Origin of the sequence: Rhizobium sp. BK316 (assembly GCF_014193695.1) — a bacterium.
Classification (GTDB): domain Bacteria; phylum Pseudomonadota; class Alphaproteobacteria; order Rhizobiales; family Rhizobiaceae; genus Rhizobium.
On record NZ_JACHZR010000004.1, the window covers coordinates 17,063 to 33,560 of the forward strand.

Here is a 16,498-nt window from a genome sequence, read left to right on the forward strand (position 1 = left end):
GGGAGTATCGGCATCGCTACCCCCGCAGGATCTTCTCCATCGCTTTTCCCTTGGCCAGTTCGTCGATCAGCTTGTCGAGGGTGCGGATCTCCCTCATGGTCGGCTCCTCGATGTCTTCGACGCGCACGCCGCAGACGATACCGGTAATCAGCGATCGGGAAGGGTTCATCGCAGGCGCCTGCGCAAAGAAATCCTCAAAGCTGGTCTTCTGCGTCAGCTGATCGTCCAGGCTTTCCGGGCTGTGCCCCGTCAGCCAGCAAATGATCTCATCGACCTCCGCCTTGGTGCGTCCCTTCTTTTCGGCCTTGGCGACATAGTGGGGGTAAACGCTCGCAACGCTGACGGAATAGATACGATGCTTCGTCATGCCTCCTCCCAAGGGTTTCAGATCTTCCTTGGTGGAAGATAGCCGAGAGCCGCGTCGTGTCACCCTTTGCGGCGCGATTCCGCCGGATCTTTGTGTGGGACACGTGCTGATGCCGCCTTGGACAGGCCGAGTACGCACGTCTTCGGGGCGGCCCGAAGCGGTCGTCAGGACTGGCCGCAGCATTTCGCAGCGGTCGCCGATCCGCAGCAGGCGGCGGCCTGCGCCTGCTCGGCGAGCCACCGGTCACGCGGTTTGCAGCTTGCGGGTCGCGGGGAGAGCTCGACATGCACTGCGCCGGCGTGCAGCGTTGGCATCGCCGCGCAATAGAGCTGCATCGGCTGCACACCGTCGCTGACTTCGAAGGTCAGCCTGGCGGTGTCGTCGAGCCTGACGTGCTCGGTAACCTTGCGGATGATGGCGTGGAACTTGCCGGCGGGCATGTGGGTGCGGTCATCCTCGTCGATGTCCCAGAGCTGAATGAAAATCTCCGTCCAGGCCTCCGGGTTGGCGCCGCAGTCGAGCGCCGAGAACTGGCCTGCCTTGACCTCGGTGACGTGATAGCCCGGCTTCACCGGCCGTCCGTCGTAATAGAAAACCAGCTGACAATCCCTGGCTGCCGAAAGCACTCCCATGAGATCGCCGAGGCAGATATCGTCCTTGCGCATTTTGCTGTTGTCGATGGCGTTCATTTGCGCTAATCCTCGTTTCAATGATTCAAGGATTATTGAAATATGGATCAGCGTCAAGCTCTCATTTCCTTCGGCGCCCTGTCGCAGGAGACCCGACTCCAGATCGTGCGAATGCTGGTGATTGCAGGCCCTGGCGGCCTGTCGGCAGGCGCGATCGCCGAAAAGGCTGACGTGTCGCCCTCGAATGTTTCTTTCCATCTGAAAGAGCTGGAACGTGCCGGCCTCATCAACCAACAGCGTGAGTCCCGATCGATCATCTATTCGGCCAACTATGATGCGCTCGGCGGTCTCGTGCGCTTCCTGATGGAAGACTGCTGTGCCGGGCATCCGGAAATCTGCGCACCGGCAGCGGAGGTTGCTGCCTGCTGCACACCAAAAATGGAGGAGAAGCTGCAATGACCGCTGACCGTATCTATAACGTGCTGTTCTTGTGCACGGGCAATTCCGCCCGCTCGATCCTGGCGGAGTCCATCCTCAATATCGAGGGGAGGGGCCGTTTCAAGGCCTATTCGGCCGGCAGCCAGCCGAAGGGTGAGGTCAATCCGCTGGCGCTGAAGGAACTTGCCGCCCTCGGTTATCCGACGGAGGGCTTCCGCTCGAAAAGCTGGGACGAGTTTGCCGAACCCGGCGCACCGGAAATGGATTTCATCTTCACGGTTTGCGACAGCGCTGCCGGCGAGGCCTGCCCCGTCTGGATCGGTCATCCGATGACGGCCCATTGGGGCGTGGAAGACCCTGCTTCCGTCGATGGCAGCGATGTGGAGAAAGGCCGCGCTTTCGCGCAGGCGGCACGCTTCCTCAAGAACCGCATCATGGCCTTCGTCAGCCTGCCGCTCGCCTCGATCGACAAGCTCGCACTGGAAGCCCACCTGCGCCAGATCGGCGCGATGGACGGCTCAACCTCGCGGAAGCCGGGCGTCGCATGACCATCGAGCTGAACCAACAAGCCGTCGAAGGGCAAGACGATGACCTGCGCGCGGCGCTCGCAGGTGCCGGGCTTCCGGTCGATGACCTCACAGATGCCGGCCGACGCTTCTACCGGTTTTCGCATGATCGCGAGACTGTCGGCTTCGGCGGACTGGAGCTCTACGGAGAGTGCGCGCTTCTGCGTTCCATCGTCGTGATATCCGATCGTCGAGGCCTCGGCTTCGGCCAGGCGATCACCTTGAGCCTACTCGATGAGGCGCATATGAAAGGCGCCGACGCCGCCTATCTGTTGACCGATACCGTCGCTCCCTTCTTTCAGGCGCTCGGGTTTCGTTCCATTGCCCGCGATGAAGCGCCGGCGGCCATCCTGACGACGCGGCAGGCGGCAAGCCTGTGCCCGGCATCCGCCGCCCTGATGGTCCGGAGCCTGCCGGCATGAGCGCGCAGATATTTCCGCTGTCACGGCGGCTGGCCGCCGAAGCTCTGGGCACGCTGTTGCTGGTGGCAACCGTCGTCGGCTCGGGCATCATGGCCGACGGTCTGACGGATGATACGGCGCTGGCGCTGCTTGCCAATACGCTGGCGACCGGTGCGATCCTCGTCGTGCTGATTACTGTTCTCGGTCCGATATCGGGCGCGCATTTCAATCCGGTCGTCTCGCTGGTCTTTGCGCTGCGCCGCGAATTGCCGGCCGCTTCGGTTCCGGCCTACATCGCCGCGCAGATCCTTGGCGGCATTGCCGGCACGATGCTGGCGCATGGCATGTTCGCCCTGCCTTTGCTGCAGGCTTCGGACACGATACGGTCAGGCGGCGCGCAATGGCTGGCGGAGGTGACGGCGACCTTTGGCCTCGTCTTCGTGATCCTCTCGGGCATCCGCTTCCGCGCCGATGCCGTGGCATGGCTGGTCGGCCTCTATATCACCGCCGCCTACTGGTTCACGGCATCCACGTCCTTTGCCAATCCGGCCGTCGCGATTGCCCGATCGCTGACGCACACATTCTCCGGCATCCGCCCGATCGATCTGCCGGGCTTCATCGTCGCGGAAGTCGTCGGCGCCTTGCTGGCGATGATGCTCGTCGGCTGGCTGCTGATGGACGCCCGCAATCCCCAAACCCTCACAGAGACGGAACCCACCCCATGACAACAGACGTTACGATCTACCACAACCCCGACTGCGGCACGTCGCGCAACACGCTGGCGATGATCCGGAACGCCGGCATCGAACCCACCGTGATCGAATACCTGAAAAATCCGCCGTCGCGCGAAGAACTGGTGAAGATGATTGCCGATGCCGGCCTGACGGTGCGGCAGGCGATCCGCGAAAAGGGCACGCCCTACATGGAACTCGGCCTCGACAATCCATCCCTGACGGACGAGCAATTGCTCGACGCCATGCTCAAAGATCCTATCCTGATCAACCGGCCCTTCGTCATCACGCCTTCCGGCACGCGCCTCTCGCGTCCTTCGGAGGTGGTTCTGGATATCCTGCCGGATACACATAAGGGCGCTTTCACCAAGGAAGACGGCGAGAAGGTGCTCGACGCCGAGGGCAAGCGCATTGTCTGATCTGCCTGCTGCTTCGCCGGCACATCTGCGCCAGGTCGATTTCGGGGCGCTGCGGCCTCCATTCTCGACGCACAAGCCGCGCATCCTGATCCTCTATGGCTCGCTTCGCGCCGTTTCCTATAGCCGCCTGCTTGCGCAGGAGGCGGGGCGGCTGCTCGAACATTTCGGCTGCGAAGTGCGCATATACGATCCGCAAGGCCTGCCGCTGCCGGACGATGCTCCCGTGTCGCATCCCAAGGTGCAGGAGTTGCGCGAACTGTCGCAATGGTCCGAAGGTCAGGTCTGGGTGAGCCCCGAGCGCCACGGCGCAATGACCGGCATCATGAAGGCGCAGATCGACTGGATTCCGCTATCGGTCGGTTCCATCAGGCCGACGCAGGGCAAGACGCTTGCCGTCATGCAGGTCTCCGGGGGTTCGCAGTCTTTCAATGCGGTTGGGCAGTTGCGCATCCTCGGCCGCTGGATGCGGATGATCACCATCCCGAACCAGTCGTCGGTGGCGAAGGCATTCCAGGAATTCGACGCCGACGGCCGCATGAAACCTTCGTCCTATTACGATCGCGTCGTCGATGTCTGCGAAGAACTGGTGAAGTTCACCTGGCTGACGCGCGACGCGTCCGGCTACCTCACAGATCGCTACAGCGAGCGGAAGGAGGAAGCTCAGAAACTGGAGCAACGCGTGAGCCTGAAATCCATATGAGTGAACGCGTTCCGCTTGCTGCCGTCGCCGCGCTCGGCGTCACGCAGATCATCGGCTACGGCACGCTTTATTACAGCTTCAGCATCCTCGCACCCGACATGGCCGCGCAGTTTTTGTGGTCGAGCGAATGGGTGTTCGGCGCGCTGTCTGCCGCTCTTCTGGTCGGCGGCCTCACGGCGCCGTGGCTGGGCGTGCTGTTCGACAGGATCGGCGCGGGCAGGGTGATGACAGCAGGCTCTCTTGCGGCGGCCGTTGCGCTGACCGCCTGCGCTTTCGCCCCCAACAAGGCCGCCTATGTTGCCGCGCTGATCGCCATCGAGGTCTCCGCCAATCTCGTTCAATACGGCGCCGCCTTTGCGCTGCTCGTGCAGATCCGCCCGCAGGTCGCTTCCCGCAGCATCACCTATCTGACGCTGATTGCCGGCTTCGCCTCGACAATCTTCTGGCCGATCACCACGGCGCTGCATGCACATCTCAGCTGGCAGAACGTCTATCTTGTCTTCGCCTTCCTCAACCTTGCCATCTGCCTGCCTGTTCACGCGTGGCTGTCGCGCAGCGGAACCGCGCGCCGGGCCGTCGCATCGGCCGCTGCCCCGCCGGTGGTGGGACGTTTGCCGCCGCAACGCCGCCGGCTCGGCTTTGCGATCATGGTTGCGGGTTTCTCGCTGATGTCGCTGTCGAGCTCTGCCATGCTGGTGCACCTGGTGCCGCTGCTCTCGGGACTTGGGCTTGGCGCCACAGCCGCGCTTGTCGGCACGCTGTTCGGGCCGTCGCAGGTCGGTAGCCGGCTGATCAACATGATCTTCGGCAAGAACCTGCCGCCGCTCCATCTGGCCGTCATCGCGGCGATGCTCATTCCAGGCGGCGTGCTGGTTCTGCTGTTCTCGGCCCCATCCGTACCGGGCGCCATGGTTTTCGCCATCATTTTCGGCATGGGCAACGGCCTGCTCAGCATCGTCACCGGCACCTTGCCGCTCCATCTTTTCGGCAGCGAGGGCTACGGCAAGCTGCAGGGCAAGATGATGGCGGCGCGGCTGATCCTGTCAGCGCTCGCGCCCTTCGTGCTGGCCTTCGCGATGGAGAATCTGGGCATCGCAACGTCGCTCGGCATCGTGGCCGCGCTCGGCGGGCTTTCCATCATCGCTTTATCTTCTCTCGCGCTGTTGCAATGACCGCAGCCCCGCCGGAAGTGCTTCCGGCAAAGGGAAGGTCCCTCCGCCGGATTTCTGTCGGCCGGGTGCATTCCATTGCAGGTGGCCGATTGATGACCTGAACTTGAAACCGGAGGCAAAAAGTAATACCTGATTGTGGAGCGGTATTACAGGATTGCGATCATGAGCACGACGGTAACGGCGAAAGGGCAGGTGACGATCCCGAAAGCGGTTCGCGAATTCCTGGGGATCACGCCTGGAAGCAAGGTCGACTTTCACAGGGCTGCAGATGGCAGCGTGGTGCTGACGCGGGCTGACAGGAAAAAGCCGGCGAGCCGCTTCGAGCAGCTTCGCGGACATGCCGGGAAGGGCCTCACCACGGATGCGATCATGGCGCTCACCCGCGGTGATGCGTGACGCTTGTCGATACCAATGTGCTGCTCGACCTCGTAACGAACGACCCGGTCTGGGCCGACTGGTCGATAGACCAGCTCGAAGCGGCCAGTCTCGTGGGTCCATTGCTCATCAACGATATCATCTATGCGGAGCTCGCCGTCCGCTACGAGCGCATCGAGGAGCTGGATGCCTTTATCGACGAAGCGGGACTGATCCTGGCGCCTTTTCCGCGTGCCGCGTTGTTTCTGGCAGGAAAGGCGTTCACGCAGTATCGCCGCGCTGGCGGGTCCCGTACCGGTGTCCTGCCGGATTTTCTCATCGGCGCGCATGCTGCGGTTCAGAGATTGCCGGTCCTGACGCGCGATGTCGGCCGGTACCGCTCCTATTTCCCGACCGTCGAGTTGATATCACCAGCGTGATGATTGAAGGGCGTGCGGTTTACCGAACGAGAGCGAAATGGGCATCAGGAATTATTTGATCGAAGGCGTTTCCGGGACCGGCAAGACCTCGGTCGCGACCGAACTGCAGCTGCGCGGTTACCACGTCATCCATGGCGACCGTGAACTGGCTTATCAAGGCGATCCCCGGACGGGCGAGGCGCTTGTCAGCTCTGAGCATGCGCAGAATAGTCTGGATATAAATTTTCGGCATAGGCACCACATTTGGCATCTCGACAAAGTCAAATCGCTCGTGGCGGATAAAAGCCACCCGATTTCCTTCTTCTGCGGCGGCTCGCGGAATTTCCATCGCTTCATCGATCTCTTCGATGGGGTTTTCGTTCTCGACGTCGATCCGGAGACGCTGAAGAGGCGGCTTGCCGGCAGGGCTGACGACGAGTTCGGCGGAAAACCGGACGAACGAGACCTGGTCTTACGGGTGCATGCAACGAAAGAAGACACTCCCAAGGACGCGACGACCATCGACGCTACGCGGCCGCTCGCCTCCGTCGTCGACGATATCCTGTCGAAATGCGGAGCGGCCGGCTGAGGGGAGGCGGGCTGTCGTCCGGTTCGATCGCGGCGGCGGAGCTTTGCTGCTTTCGGCCCGAAGCAATGATTCGACGGTCCGATCGTAAAAGGCGGCTTCGCGCCCCCGTGGTTGCGCATTCCGGACATCAATCAGGCTTCTTCGAAGCGGACCTTCGCGCAGGCGACGTCGACGCCGATGCGGCCAGCCGCGCTGATAGCTTAGCTCTCGATCCTGTAGCAACGATCCAACGAAGCTGCAGCCTACACCGCGCCAATCACGGACTCTTGGGCCAGTTCCGCTTGCGCCATGCGCTCGGCGGCGCGCCTGACCACCTCGTGAAGGCCCGTGTAAAGGAGCTTTGGTCGGGGTAGCCCAAGGCAAACGCAATGTCGGCGATGGGCGCATCCCCCGCTTCGAGAAGATGGCGGGCGCGGGAGAATTTCACATCGTCGATGACCTCTTGACAGGTCGTGCCCTCCACCGCCAGGCGCCGGAATAGATGGCGACGGGACATGCCGAGCTCCTTCGCAATGATCTGGGCATCCATTGGGCCGAACCCCAAACCGATCGCAACCTGCCGTCTGACGAATTCGGAGAAAGGCGCGGCCGCGATTTCGGGAGAATTCGATTTCCGGCGGTGTTCTTCGCGAACAACCGGGCTGGCAAGCCAGTCGGCGGAGAAGAGCACGGCATCCTCAGTGGCGGAGAATCGGATGGGTGCGCCGAAAAAGTCCTGAAACGGTCGCGGGTTCGTTGGCGTGCGCCGGCTGAGATGGACTTCTTCGGGCGACCAGAACGGACCACAGAGCCATTGCATCAAATGGAAGATGATGCCAATCGCGCCGTCAAGGATGAAGTTCGCTCCGGCAAAATCGGAATGCCTCAGATCGAATCCGCAGGCGGCCGTCCTTCCGCTCACCGAAACCGTCGGATACCCGGCCAAGGTGTTGTGCTGGAGCAGGCGAACGAGGTTATTGAGAGCCGTCCTGACATCCGGCCCCTCCGAGGCAAGAACGCCAACCAATCCAAGACCGAGCGGGCGAAAGTCTTCCGCAATCAGCAGTCCGATGTCGGGACGCCCGGTAGCTTGCGACGAGCACGCAAAGAGCTTGCCAAGATCTTCGACGGCAATCCGGTTCTCAGGGTGGTCGTAGAGCGCGAGATCAACACCAGCGGCTTCGAAGACAGCCTCAGGGGAATGTCCCAGCGATCGGATGAGCTGGGGCAGCAAAAAAGACGAGCCGACCCTGAAGCTCGCCGAATGGTCAGTAATTCCCCCGTCCATAGTGCCCCCGTCCGGAAGCATGTGACCGAATTAAAGCTGTCGATGGCACGAATTGTCAAGACGGAAGTAAAGGTTGCATTCTATACGATATCGTCCAAGTAAATCTGACCCTGACGCCCGATGATATTGGCAGAGCCAGCGGGCACGGGGCATTGCTGCCATGCAGTCTCACCCCACGCACTCGGGTGCAAGGGTGCGGCTAATCCAAATCCTATGCGCTGCTGCGACTCGAAGAGGAGAGGTCGGATGTCGAGGTCGAAACCCAAGCACTACTTGCTGGCGACAGCACTCGGTGCTGCCTTCGCGCTCAGCGCGGCGGCGGCATTGGCCCAGGAGGCACCCGGAACGGCGGGCTCGCCGCATGCGACGACGACCGTCGACGGCCGATATCTGCCGAATCCGCCGCAGGCGTTCAAAGGCGACATTCAAACCAACGCCGCGCAGTCGACGCCGTCCTGGCCGGCTCTGATCGTCCCGCCCAAGGGCGCCCCTAACATTCTCCTGATCATGACCGACGACGTCGGGTTCTCGGCCCCGTCCACCTTCGGCGGCGTGATCCCGACGCCCGCCCTCGACCGCATCGCCAACGAAGGCCTTCGCTACACCAGGATGCACACCACGGCGCTGTGCTCGCCGACGCGGGCCGCGCTGCTCACCGGCCGCAACCACCACTCGGTGGCCACCGGCGTCGTCGTCGACCAGGCGACGGGCTATCCCGGCTATGACAGCGTCATACCGCGCGACGCCGTTGCCATCGGCGAGATCCTGAGGCAGAACGGCTATGATACCTCCTGGTACGGCAAGGACCACAACGTACCGCAATGGGAGGGCACCCAGGCCGGCCCGTTCCATAACTGGCCGACCGGACCGGTCAAGGGGTTTGACAACTACTACGGCTTCATCGGCGACGACACGAGCCAATGGCAGCCGAACAACCTGTTCCGCAACACCACGCCGATCGAACCTTATGTCGGCAACCCCGGCTGGAACCTGATTACTGCCATGGCAGACGAGGCGATCGGGCACGTCAACATGCTGCACGACGTTCAGCCCGACCGTCCGTTCATGATCTATTACGCGCCCGGCGGCACGCACGCGCCGCACCATCCGACCAAGGAATGGGTGGACAAGATCAGCGCAATGCACCTCTTCGATGAGGGCTGGAACAAGCTTAGGGACACGATCTTCGCCAATCAGAAGAAGCTTGGCGTGATCCCCGAGAGCGCCGAGCTCACGGCCTGGCCGGACACCATCCCGCAGTGGGATTCGCAGTCGGCCGATGCAAAGAAGCTCTTCATCCGCCAGGCCGAGATATACGCGGCGTATCTGGCCTACACCGACCACGAGATCGGCCGCGTGATCCAGGCAATCGACGACGTCGGCAAGCTCGACAATACGCTTGTCATCTACATCAGCGGCGACAACGGCGCGAGCCCCGAGGGCACGCTCAACGGCCTGTTCAACGAATACGCCGTCGCCAATGCCGTGAACCCGACCGTCGAACAGAACATGAAGTTCTACGACGCCTGGGGCACCGACCAGACGTACCCGCACTACGCTGTGGGCTGGGCCTGGGCCTGGGACACTCCCTATCAGTGGACCAAGGAGGTTGCCTCTCACTTTGGCGGAACACGTAACGGCATGGCCATATCCTGGCCTGCGCGCATCAAGGACGCCGGCGGCATACGCAACCAGTTCCATCACGTGATCGATGTCGTGCCGACGATCCTTGAGGCAGCGGGCCTACCTGAGCCGGTTTCGGTGAACGGTGTTGCGCAGCGGCCGATCGAAGGGGTGAGCATGGCCTATACATGGGATGACGCGAACGCTCCCGATCGCCGGACGACCCAGTATTTCGAGATGTTTGGCTCCCGCGCCATCTATCACGACGGCTGGATGGCTTCGGCGCCGCCGACAGGGGCACCCTGGATTCTCACCCTGGAGCAGCTTTCGCCGGATGTAATGAACAGCTTCAAGTGGGAGCTGTATGACACCAACAACGACTGGACGCAGAACCACGACCTGGCCGCCGCAGAGCCCGACAAGCTGCGCGACATGCAGCAGCTGTTCATGATGGAAGCGGCGAAGTACCATGTCTTCCCGCTCGACGATACGCGCCTTCAAAGGTTCATCTCGGAGAAGCCCAGCTACGCTCCTGGTCGCACCGAGTTCACCTATACGGGCCGGGTGATGAACGTGCCTTTCCCCGATACAGGCTCGGCGCCGAGCCTGCTCAACAAGTCCTACACGGTCACCGCCGAGATCGACGTGCCGGAGGGCGGGGAAGGCGTGCTGATGACCGATGGCGGCCGGTTCGCCGGCTACGGCTTCTACCTGCTGAAGGGCAGGCCGGTGTTCACATGGAACCTGGTGGACCTGGAGCGGGTCAAGTGGCAGGGCAAGGAGCCGCTCGCAGCCGGCAAGCACATGCTTGAGTTCGACTGGAAGTACGACGGTCCGGGCCTCGGCAAAGGCGGCACCGGCACTTTGAAGGTGGACGGCGTGGTCATCGACAGCCATCCCATGCCGAAGAGCCTGCCGATTACGACGGCCTGGGACGAGACGTTCAACGTGGGCATCGACACCGGAACGTCGGTCGACGACGAGGACTATCAGGTGCCGTTCCCATTCACCGGCAAGATCGACAAGCTGACGGTCAATCTTGGATCGTCCGGGAAGTAGGAAGCCGACGGTGCCGGCAAGGAGTTTTGACGGCTGTCGAAAACCAACAGACGCTGTTGTTCCTTGTTTAAAGGTCAAGACGGCATCAGGAGCTGAATGTCAGCTCCCGATGGCAAATCGGGCTCGAACGTCGGCATTGTGTCAGGTGGCGACGATGCCCACGCCACCTTGATGTCTGCTCTCGAAGTTTCGCAGCCCGAAGCCGCCCACTTGGCCGTGGCGGCTTCAATCGAAGCTTCGCAGCGGCACCAGCGACAGCAGCGCGAAAGTCGAGATCACGGCGCCGGTGATCGCCAGCGGCCAGAGACCGACGGAGATATAGGGAGCGACGGCGGTCGTTCCGAGCGCCGCTATGCCGAGGATCGCTGCGATGACGATGGCCGCGGCACGCGAATGATCGCCGCGGGCAGCCGATATGGCCCGATGGAAACCGATCGGTCCGCGGATGCCGAAGCCGAAATTCAAGACCGCCCAGAGCGGGACGAGAGCGTAAAGGCTGCTTGCGCCCGTGAGTGCATAGGCGAGGATTGCCAGAAAGGCGCAGGGCATGATCGCCGTACCCGCGCGGATCGTCCTCAGCGTGCCGAATTTGGCCGCGAGCCACGCGGAAGAATTCGCTGATAGAATGAAGATGGCGATGCCGCAGACCTGCAGGATGACGAAATCCTCGATCCCCTTGTCGAGCGGGCCGGTCAGGACGGCAGGCAGGCCGAAGACGAAAACGAGGAGCGCACCGAGCGACAGGGCCTGGCTCGACGCATAGCTCAGAAATTCCAGATTCTTCAGGATGGCTAGATAGCTGTGATGATCTTCCATCTGCTGCGGGCGCGGGAAATGGGCGCGCTGAAAGAAAACGGCTGCCGATATCAGCGCCGCAGCGGCCGCCAGCAGCACGAAGGAAATCTCCCAGCCTCCGAATTCCAGCAGCCAGGCTCCGGCAATCGGGGCCAGCGCCGGCGCCAGGGACTCGACGGAACCGAGCCGTCCCATGGCGGCTGCCGCCTTGTCGTGCGGATAGAGGCCGTGGATGAAACCGGGCGCAAAGACGGCTGGGCCGGAGCCGAATGCACCCTGGGCGAAGCGCAGGGCAATCAGCCATTCGATCGAAGGAGATTCCGCTGATGCGAGCGAGGCAATCCCGAACAGGGCAAGCGACCAGATCAGCAGCTTGCGCGGATCGAACCGCGCGCCCAGTTCGCCGAAGGTGAGCAGCCCGACCAGCGTGCCGAAGGCGTAAGCCGCCAGTACGAGCTGGGCGAGCTCGATGCTTCCTCCAAGCTGCCCCGGCAGGCTCGGGACGGCCGGGAGCACCAGATCGGTCCCGGCAATACCGAGAACGGTTCCGCTGGCGATCAGGATGAACAGGAGCGAGGTTTTCGGGCGTGCGGTCATCGGCTCCTTGGTATCAGAGCCAGACCGTGCGACCAATTGCGTCCCGTTGATTTCTGCTATTCAAATGTTTGATCTTTTTGAGGTGTTTTATCAGCGACGTTGGCAAATCTGTCATATACGCTGGCTAGAAGCTGCTGATGGCGCGCACATTGTCGGGTGACTCGACTGCCGCGCCTTCTTTTTTCCTGGAATGAGACCCATGCAGAACAATCCGGCAGTGATCATCGAGGGCGCCACCGTTGTATTCGGCGACCGTCTGGAGACGGCCTCTGTGCGTATCGAAGACGGCCGGATCACCAGTATCGACGGTCGGCGCGACGGAGCCGACATTGTCGACGGGCGCGGCCATCTGCTCGGCCCCGCTTTCGTGGATATTCATGGCGATGCCTTCGAGCGGCAGGTCATGCCGCGGCCGGGCACGATGCTGCCGGTCGCTGCCGCGCTGCTCGAAACCGACCGCCAGCTTGCCGCCAACGGTATTGCGACCGCCTATCATGCGCTGACGCTGAGCTGGGAGCCGGGGCTGCGCTCGGTCGAGACCGGCTATGCCATCGTGCGGGCGCTCGACGCGCTCACGCCCCGGCTGACGGTGGACAATCGCGTGCAGCTGCGCTGGGAGACCTTCTGCTTCGAGGCGATCGACCTCATCCGCGAGGCGCTTGCCGGCCCGCGCCTGCCGTCGATTGCCTTCAACGACCACACGTCGATGGCGATGCTGCATCCGTCGACGCCGCTGCAGGAGCGGCCCTTCGATCTGGATCCGGCTTTCCCCGTCGTCGATCCCGAAACGCCTGCCTTCGCCGAGAAGATGACGGAACGCGCCAAGCGGGCAAAAATTCCGGTGGCGGACATGGTGGCGCTGGTGCGCAGCATGTGGGCGCGCCGTCCGCAGGTGCCCGATGCGATCGAGCAGGTGGCAACCCTCGGAAAGGCCTCGGGTGCACCGATGCTCTCGCATGACGACAGCCAGATCGAGACGCGCGATTTCTTCCGCGCCCGCGGCGCGCGGATCTGCGAATTCCCGATGAACAGAAGGGTGGCGCGGGCTGCCCGCGATGCCGGCGACTTCATCGTCTTCGGCGCACCGAACGCCACGCGCGGCGGCAGCCATCTCGCCTCGATCGGCGCAGCCGACATGATCCGCGAAGGGCTCTGCGACATCCTCGCCTCCGACTATTATTACCCGGCGATGCTGCTCGGTCTCGCAAGGCTGAAGGCCGATGACGTGGCGCCGCTGCATGCGCTCTGGCCGCTCGTCTCAGGCAATCCGGCGCGCGCCTCCGGTCTTACCGATCGCGGCGTCATCGAAACCGGCAAGCGGGCGGACCTCGTGCTGGTCGACTGGCCTGAATGTGCTGCACCCGCCGTGCGGAGCACCTGGGTCGGCGGTCGCGAAGCCTATCGCGCCGCACCCGCCGGCGAGCTGGCAATGGCCTGACAGCGGCCTAATCGCCGGACGCTGTCCAAATCATCCGTGCGCGCTACATCGCAGATATGGAAACGCTCTATGTCCTGCTCATCTTCGCGGCGGCCATAACGATCATCTATCTGGCCGGCAAATGGAACACGTCGGACGCCGACCATTATATGGGCTTCGACAATCTTCGTTCGCCCAGTAAGCCGAAAGCGGCTGATGGTGAGAAGGACGCGAAGAAGGAATGAGGCCGCAAGCGGCGAGGTGGCTCCGCAGGATCAACTGCGATGCCGCAGCGCTTCGACGACAACCGCCATTGCAGGAGACATCTGACGCCGGCTGGGGTAATAGAGGTGGTAACCGGCGAAGGGTTCGCTCCAGTCGTCGAGGGCCGCCTGCAGCCGCCCCTTGGCGATGTGCTCTTCGACCAGATCCTCCGGGAGATACGCTATCCCGTATCCCTGGACAGCCGCGTCGATCTGGGAAATCGAGGAGTTGAAGCTGAGCTGTCCGTCCACCCTGACCCGCAGCTCCCGCCCGTCCTTTTCGAATTCCCAGGCATAGAACCCGCCCCATGTCACCTGGCGCATGTTGATGCAGACATGCCCAACCAGATCCTGTGGCGTTTGGGGAATGCCGTGCCGGGAGAAGTAGCCCGGCGAGGCGACGGCACGCAGACGCCAATCCGGGCCGATCCGCACGGCGATCATATCCTTGTCGACGCTCTCGCCCAGCCTTACGCCGGCATCGAAGCGCTCCTCGACGATGTTGCGCATGCCGTTGTCGCTGTAGAGTTCCACGCGGATGTCCGGATAGTCGGACAGCACACGGCTCAGTTTCGGCCATACCGTCATCTGCAGGGCATGGTCGGATAGTGTCAGGCGCACGGTGCCGGAGGGTTTGTCGCGGAATGCGACCAGACTTGCCAGATCCGCCTCGATCTCCTGAAAGCGCGGTGCAAGGGATTGAAACAGGCGTTCGCCCGCCTCCGTCGTCGAGACACTGCGCGTGGTCCTCGTCAGAAGCCGCACACCGAGCCGGGCTTCCAACTGCTTGATCGTGTAGCTCAGGGTCGACTGGGAGGTGCCGAGCGTCGCGGCCGCCTTGGTGAAGCTCTGCTCCTTCGCCACCTCCAGGAACCAGAGCAGATCCTTCATGTCCTCGCGCAGCATTGTCGGCGCCTCGATTGATATTGGATTTAGATAAGTCCATGCGGATTAGCATGGATTGTCCGAAAAGTCCCCCGGCAATATCTTCCGCCCCAACAAGCAGAAACCGAAGTTCTGATCGGGATTGACGCAGATGACCCTGACCTACGACGATGATATTGACGGCAGCCGCGCGGCGTGGGGCGCCGTCTTTTCGATGACCTTGTGCGTCTTCGTGCTGATCGCCTCGGAATTCATGCCCGTGAGCCTGCTGACGCCGATCGCTGCCGATCTCGGCGTTTCCGAAGGACATACGGGGCAGGCGATTTCGATCTCGGGCATATCAGCTGTCTTGACCAGCCTGTTCATCGCCACGCTCACACGCCGGTTGGATCGGCGCGTGGTCGTGCTCGGCCTGACGATGCTTCTGGTGGTTTCAGGCCTCGCGGTCACATTCGCGCCGTCCTATCCCATCCTGATGCTCGGGCGCGCGCTGCTCGGCATCTCCATCGGCGGCTTCTGGTCGATGTCGACGGCGATCGTGATGCGTCTGGTCTCTCTCGACCAGGTGCCGAAGGCGCTCGCCCTGCTGAACGCGGGGAACGCGATCGCTGCCACCGTCTCGGCTCCGCTCGGAAGCCTGCTCGGCGCCTATATCGGCTGGCGCGGCGCCTTCTTCCTCGTCGTTCCCGTGGGACTGCTCGCATTCCTCTGGCAGTGGATCAGCCTGCCTGCGCTTCCATCCCGGAGCCGCCTGAAATCCCAGAACGTTTTCCGGCTGCTGGGGCGTCCGCCGGTCGCCGCGGGCATGGCTGCGATCCTGTTGCTCTTCATGGGGCAGTTCGCGCTGTTCACCTATGTCAGGCCGTTCCTGGAGCAGGTCACCCATGTCGGCATCGGCACTCTTTCCTTCGTCCTTCTCGTCATGGGACTGGCCGGGGCAGTGGGGACCTGGTTCATCGGCCGGCTGCTGGAACATCGCCTGTTCAGCATTCTGATCGCGATCCCCTTCCTCATGGCCTGCCTCGCTCTCTCCATGGTCGCGCTGGGAGACATGCAAGCGCCGGTCTTTGCGGCTCTCGTCGGCTGGGGCTTTCTCGGCACTGCCGCACCCGTCGGCTGGGGCACCTGGCTCAGCCGTGTTCTTGCCGACGAGGCCGAAGCCGGCGGCGGACTTCAGGTCGCCGTGATCCAGCTCGCCATCACGGCGGGAGCCTCGGTCGGCGGGTTGCTTTTCGACGCTCTCGGCTGGTGGTCCACTTTCACGCTCAGCGCCGTGCTTCTCTGCGGCTCCTCGCTGGCAGCCTTTGCGGCTTGGCGTGTGACGCGGAGACCCTCATGAGCTCGCGATATCAGCTTCCGGGTCGGCGTCGGCTGCTGGCGGCGGCACTGGCCGCCTTCATCCTCCCCGGTCGCGGCTTCGGCCAGGGCGGTCCCAACGATCAGGAGAAGACCGACATGCGGATCAGGCTGACATTTGCAGAACACAGGATGACGGCGACACTCTACGACAATCCATCGGCCCGCGACTTTGCGTCGATGCTGCCGCTCGATCTCGAGATCGACGACTACGGGTCCAACGAGAAGATTGCCTATCTCCCTCGCAAACTCACCGTCGAAGGCCACGGCCCATTCGGCAACGAGCGGGCTTACGACCTCTGTTACTACATGCCCTGGGGCAACCTCGCGATGTTTTATGCCGACTACAAGCACCCGGGGCTCGTGCGCCTGGGACGCGTCGACGACGGCTACGAGGCGCTTCGTGTTCCCGGGCAATTTCCACTGCGCATCGAACGCATCCAATGAACCA

Annotated in this window: 20 protein-coding genes; 15 read left to right on the top strand and 5 right to left on the bottom strand. The window is 62.7% G+C overall.

The annotated features are described in order from the left end of the window. Positions 1 to 16 precede the first annotated feature (16 nt). Both FHT87_RS18850 and FHT87_RS18855 read right to left on the bottom strand, forming a co-directional pair. The gene (locus FHT87_RS18850; protein ID WP_183735931.1) at positions 17 to 367 is read right to left on the bottom strand and encodes a DUF2200 domain-containing protein; all 351 of its coding nucleotides are present in this window, start codon (positions 365 to 367) and stop codon (positions 17 to 19) included. 164 nt (positions 368 to 531) lie between these two features. Continuing rightward, a complete protein-coding gene (locus tag FHT87_RS18855) occupies positions 532 to 1,056 on the bottom strand; it encodes a DUF6428 family protein (protein WP_183804111.1) in 525 nt (174 codons plus the stop codon). Between the two features lie 42 nt (positions 1,057 to 1,098). Here FHT87_RS18855 and FHT87_RS18860 point away from each other — a divergent pair, with 42 nt between their 5' ends. From FHT87_RS18860 to FHT87_RS18905, 10 genes are all read left to right on the top strand, one after another. After that, entirely contained in the window at positions 1,099 to 1,455 is a 357-nt protein-coding gene (locus FHT87_RS18860; RefSeq protein ID WP_183804114.1) for a metalloregulator ArsR/SmtB family transcription factor, read from the top strand. Further along, positions 1,452 to 1,982: an arsenate reductase ArsC gene (locus FHT87_RS18865; protein ID WP_183804117.1), complete on the top strand. Its 531-nt coding sequence runs from the start codon at positions 1,452 to 1,454 to the stop codon at positions 1,980 to 1,982. Before FHT87_RS18860 ends, FHT87_RS18865 begins: the two co-directional genes overlap by 4 nt. Continuing rightward, positions 1,979 to 2,422, top strand: coding sequence for an arsenic resistance N-acetyltransferase ArsN2 (arsN2, locus tag FHT87_RS18870; RefSeq protein WP_183804120.1), 444 nt, complete (start codon positions 1,979 to 1,981; stop codon positions 2,420 to 2,422). The genes FHT87_RS18865 and arsN2 overlap by 4 nt, the downstream gene beginning before the upstream one ends. Then, positions 2,419 to 3,126, top strand: coding sequence for an MIP/aquaporin family protein (locus tag FHT87_RS18875; RefSeq protein WP_183804123.1), 708 nt, complete (start codon positions 2,419 to 2,421; stop codon positions 3,124 to 3,126). The genes arsN2 and FHT87_RS18875 overlap by 4 nt, the downstream gene beginning before the upstream one ends. Then, positions 3,123 to 3,551 carry an arsenate reductase (glutaredoxin) gene (arsC, locus tag FHT87_RS18880; protein ID WP_183804126.1) on the top strand — a complete coding sequence of 143 codons (429 nt, stop codon included), beginning with the start codon at positions 3,123 to 3,125 and terminating at the stop codon, positions 3,549 to 3,551. Before FHT87_RS18875 ends, arsC begins: the two co-directional genes overlap by 4 nt. Continuing rightward, positions 3,544 to 4,251 (top strand): arsenical resistance protein ArsH, encoded by a 708-nt coding sequence (arsH, locus tag FHT87_RS18885; RefSeq protein WP_183804140.1) that lies wholly within the window; start codon positions 3,544 to 3,546, stop codon positions 4,249 to 4,251. Before arsC ends, arsH begins: the two co-directional genes overlap by 8 nt. Beyond that, positions 4,248 to 5,423: an arsenite efflux MFS transporter ArsK gene (gene arsK, locus FHT87_RS18890; RefSeq protein WP_183735939.1), complete on the top strand. Its 1,176-nt coding sequence runs from the start codon at positions 4,248 to 4,250 to the stop codon at positions 5,421 to 5,423. The genes arsH and arsK overlap by 4 nt, the downstream gene beginning before the upstream one ends. A 162-nt stretch (positions 5,424 to 5,585) precedes the next feature. Further along, a complete protein-coding gene (locus FHT87_RS18895; RefSeq protein ID WP_183735940.1) occupies positions 5,586 to 5,819 on the top strand; it encodes an AbrB/MazE/SpoVT family DNA-binding domain-containing protein in 234 nt (77 codons plus the stop codon). After that, positions 5,816 to 6,217 carry a type II toxin-antitoxin system VapC family toxin gene (locus tag FHT87_RS18900; RefSeq protein ID WP_183735941.1) on the top strand — a complete coding sequence of 134 codons (402 nt, stop codon included), beginning with the start codon at positions 5,816 to 5,818 and terminating at the stop codon, positions 6,215 to 6,217. Before FHT87_RS18895 ends, FHT87_RS18900 begins: the two co-directional genes overlap by 4 nt. 37 nt (positions 6,218 to 6,254) lie before the next feature. Then, a complete protein-coding gene (locus FHT87_RS18905; RefSeq protein WP_183804143.1) occupies positions 6,255 to 6,785 on the top strand; it encodes an AAA family ATPase in 531 nt (176 codons plus the stop codon). A gap of 256 nt (positions 6,786 to 7,041) precedes the next feature. On the opposite strand, the gene FHT87_RS18910 is transcribed toward FHT87_RS18905, so the two are convergent. Then, entirely contained in the window at positions 7,042 to 8,052 is a 1,011-nt protein-coding gene (locus tag FHT87_RS18910; RefSeq protein ID WP_183804146.1) for an AraC family transcriptional regulator, read from the bottom strand. A 246-nt stretch (positions 8,053 to 8,298) separates the two neighbouring features. On the opposite strand from FHT87_RS18910, the gene FHT87_RS18915 reads away from it, so the two are divergent. Then, positions 8,299 to 10,734: an arylsulfatase gene (locus FHT87_RS18915; protein WP_183804149.1), complete on the top strand. Its 2,436-nt coding sequence runs from the start codon at positions 8,299 to 8,301 to the stop codon at positions 10,732 to 10,734. A gap of 225 nt (positions 10,735 to 10,959) precedes the next feature. Here FHT87_RS18915 and FHT87_RS18920 read toward each other — a convergent pair whose 3' ends face one another. Further along, the gene (locus tag FHT87_RS18920) at positions 10,960 to 12,126 is read right to left on the bottom strand and encodes an MFS transporter (RefSeq protein WP_183804152.1); all 1,167 of its coding nucleotides are present in this window, start codon (positions 12,124 to 12,126) and stop codon (positions 10,960 to 10,962) included. 199 nt (positions 12,127 to 12,325) lie between these two features. Here FHT87_RS18920 and FHT87_RS18925 point away from each other — a divergent pair, with 199 nt between their 5' ends. Together FHT87_RS18925 and FHT87_RS18930 are read left to right on the top strand one after the other, a co-directional pair. Continuing rightward, a complete protein-coding gene (locus FHT87_RS18925) occupies positions 12,326 to 13,564 on the top strand; it encodes an alpha-D-ribose 1-methylphosphonate 5-triphosphate diphosphatase (protein ID WP_183804155.1) in 1,239 nt (412 codons plus the stop codon). Positions 13,565 to 13,620: 56 nt separating this feature from the next. After that, on the top strand, positions 13,621 to 13,788 hold the full coding sequence (locus FHT87_RS18930; protein WP_183804158.1) for a hypothetical protein: 168 nt from the start codon (positions 13,621 to 13,623) through the stop codon (positions 13,786 to 13,788). A gap of 30 nt (positions 13,789 to 13,818) precedes the next feature. Here FHT87_RS18930 and FHT87_RS18935 read toward each other — a convergent pair whose 3' ends face one another. Continuing rightward, complete coding sequence (locus tag FHT87_RS18935) at positions 13,819 to 14,712, bottom strand: LysR family transcriptional regulator (protein ID WP_183804161.1); 894 nt, start codon at positions 14,710 to 14,712, stop codon at positions 13,819 to 13,821. Positions 14,713 to 14,842: 130 nt separating this feature from the next. Here FHT87_RS18935 and FHT87_RS18940 point away from each other — a divergent pair, with 130 nt between their 5' ends. Together FHT87_RS18940 and FHT87_RS18945 are read left to right on the top strand one after the other, a co-directional pair. Next, positions 14,843 to 16,030: an MFS transporter gene (locus tag FHT87_RS18940; protein ID WP_183804163.1), complete on the top strand. Its 1,188-nt coding sequence runs from the start codon at positions 14,843 to 14,845 to the stop codon at positions 16,028 to 16,030. Then, positions 16,027 to 16,494, top strand: coding sequence for a cyclophilin-like fold protein (locus FHT87_RS18945; protein WP_183804165.1), 468 nt, complete (start codon positions 16,027 to 16,029; stop codon positions 16,492 to 16,494). Before FHT87_RS18940 ends, FHT87_RS18945 begins: the two co-directional genes overlap by 4 nt. Positions 16,495 to 16,498 lie beyond the last annotated feature (4 nt).

Bases quoted from the DNA above. Each gene is read 5' to 3' on its own strand.
- FHT87_RS18915 (WP_183804149.1), top strand. From the start codon at position 8,299: ATGTCGAGGTCGAAACCCAAGCACTACTTGCTGGCGACAGCACTCGGT.
- FHT87_RS18940 (WP_183804163.1), top strand. From the start codon at position 14,843: ATGACCCTGACCTACGACGATGATATTGACGGCAGCCGCGCGGCGTGG.
- FHT87_RS18930 (WP_183804158.1), top strand. From the start codon at position 13,621: ATGGAAACGCTCTATGTCCTGCTCATCTTCGCGGCGGCCATAACGATC.
- FHT87_RS18935 (WP_183804161.1), bottom strand. From the start codon at position 14,712: ATGCTGCGCGAGGACATGAAGGATCTGCTCTGGTTCCTGGAGGTGGCG.
- FHT87_RS18905 (WP_183804143.1), top strand. From the start codon at position 6,255: ATGGGCATCAGGAATTATTTGATCGAAGGCGTTTCCGGGACCGGCAAG.
- FHT87_RS18860 (WP_183804114.1), top strand. From the start codon at position 1,099: ATGGATCAGCGTCAAGCTCTCATTTCCTTCGGCGCCCTGTCGCAGGAG.
- arsK (WP_183735939.1), top strand. From the start codon at position 4,248: ATGAGTGAACGCGTTCCGCTTGCTGCCGTCGCCGCGCTCGGCGTCACG.
- FHT87_RS18910 (WP_183804146.1), bottom strand. From the start codon at position 8,052: ATGGACGGGGGAATTACTGACCATTCGGCGAGCTTCAGGGTCGGCTCG.
- FHT87_RS18850 (WP_183735931.1), bottom strand. From the start codon at position 367: ATGACGAAGCATCGTATCTATTCCGTCAGCGTTGCGAGCGTTTACCCC.
- arsC (WP_183804126.1), top strand. From the start codon at position 3,123: ATGACAACAGACGTTACGATCTACCACAACCCCGACTGCGGCACGTCG.
- arsN2 (WP_183804120.1), top strand. From the start codon at position 1,979: ATGACCATCGAGCTGAACCAACAAGCCGTCGAAGGGCAAGACGATGAC.
- FHT87_RS18855 (WP_183804111.1), bottom strand. From the start codon at position 1,056: ATGAACGCCATCGACAACAGCAAAATGCGCAAGGACGATATCTGCCTC.
- FHT87_RS18925 (WP_183804155.1), top strand. From the start codon at position 12,326: ATGCAGAACAATCCGGCAGTGATCATCGAGGGCGCCACCGTTGTATTC.
- FHT87_RS18875 (WP_183804123.1), top strand. From the start codon at position 2,419: ATGAGCGCGCAGATATTTCCGCTGTCACGGCGGCTGGCCGCCGAAGCT.
- FHT87_RS18895 (WP_183735940.1), top strand. From the start codon at position 5,586: ATGAGCACGACGGTAACGGCGAAAGGGCAGGTGACGATCCCGAAAGCG.
- FHT87_RS18865 (WP_183804117.1), top strand. From the start codon at position 1,452: ATGACCGCTGACCGTATCTATAACGTGCTGTTCTTGTGCACGGGCAAT.
- FHT87_RS18920 (WP_183804152.1), bottom strand. From the start codon at position 12,126: ATGACCGCACGCCCGAAAACCTCGCTCCTGTTCATCCTGATCGCCAGC.
- FHT87_RS18945 (WP_183804165.1), top strand. From the start codon at position 16,027: ATGAGCTCGCGATATCAGCTTCCGGGTCGGCGTCGGCTGCTGGCGGCG.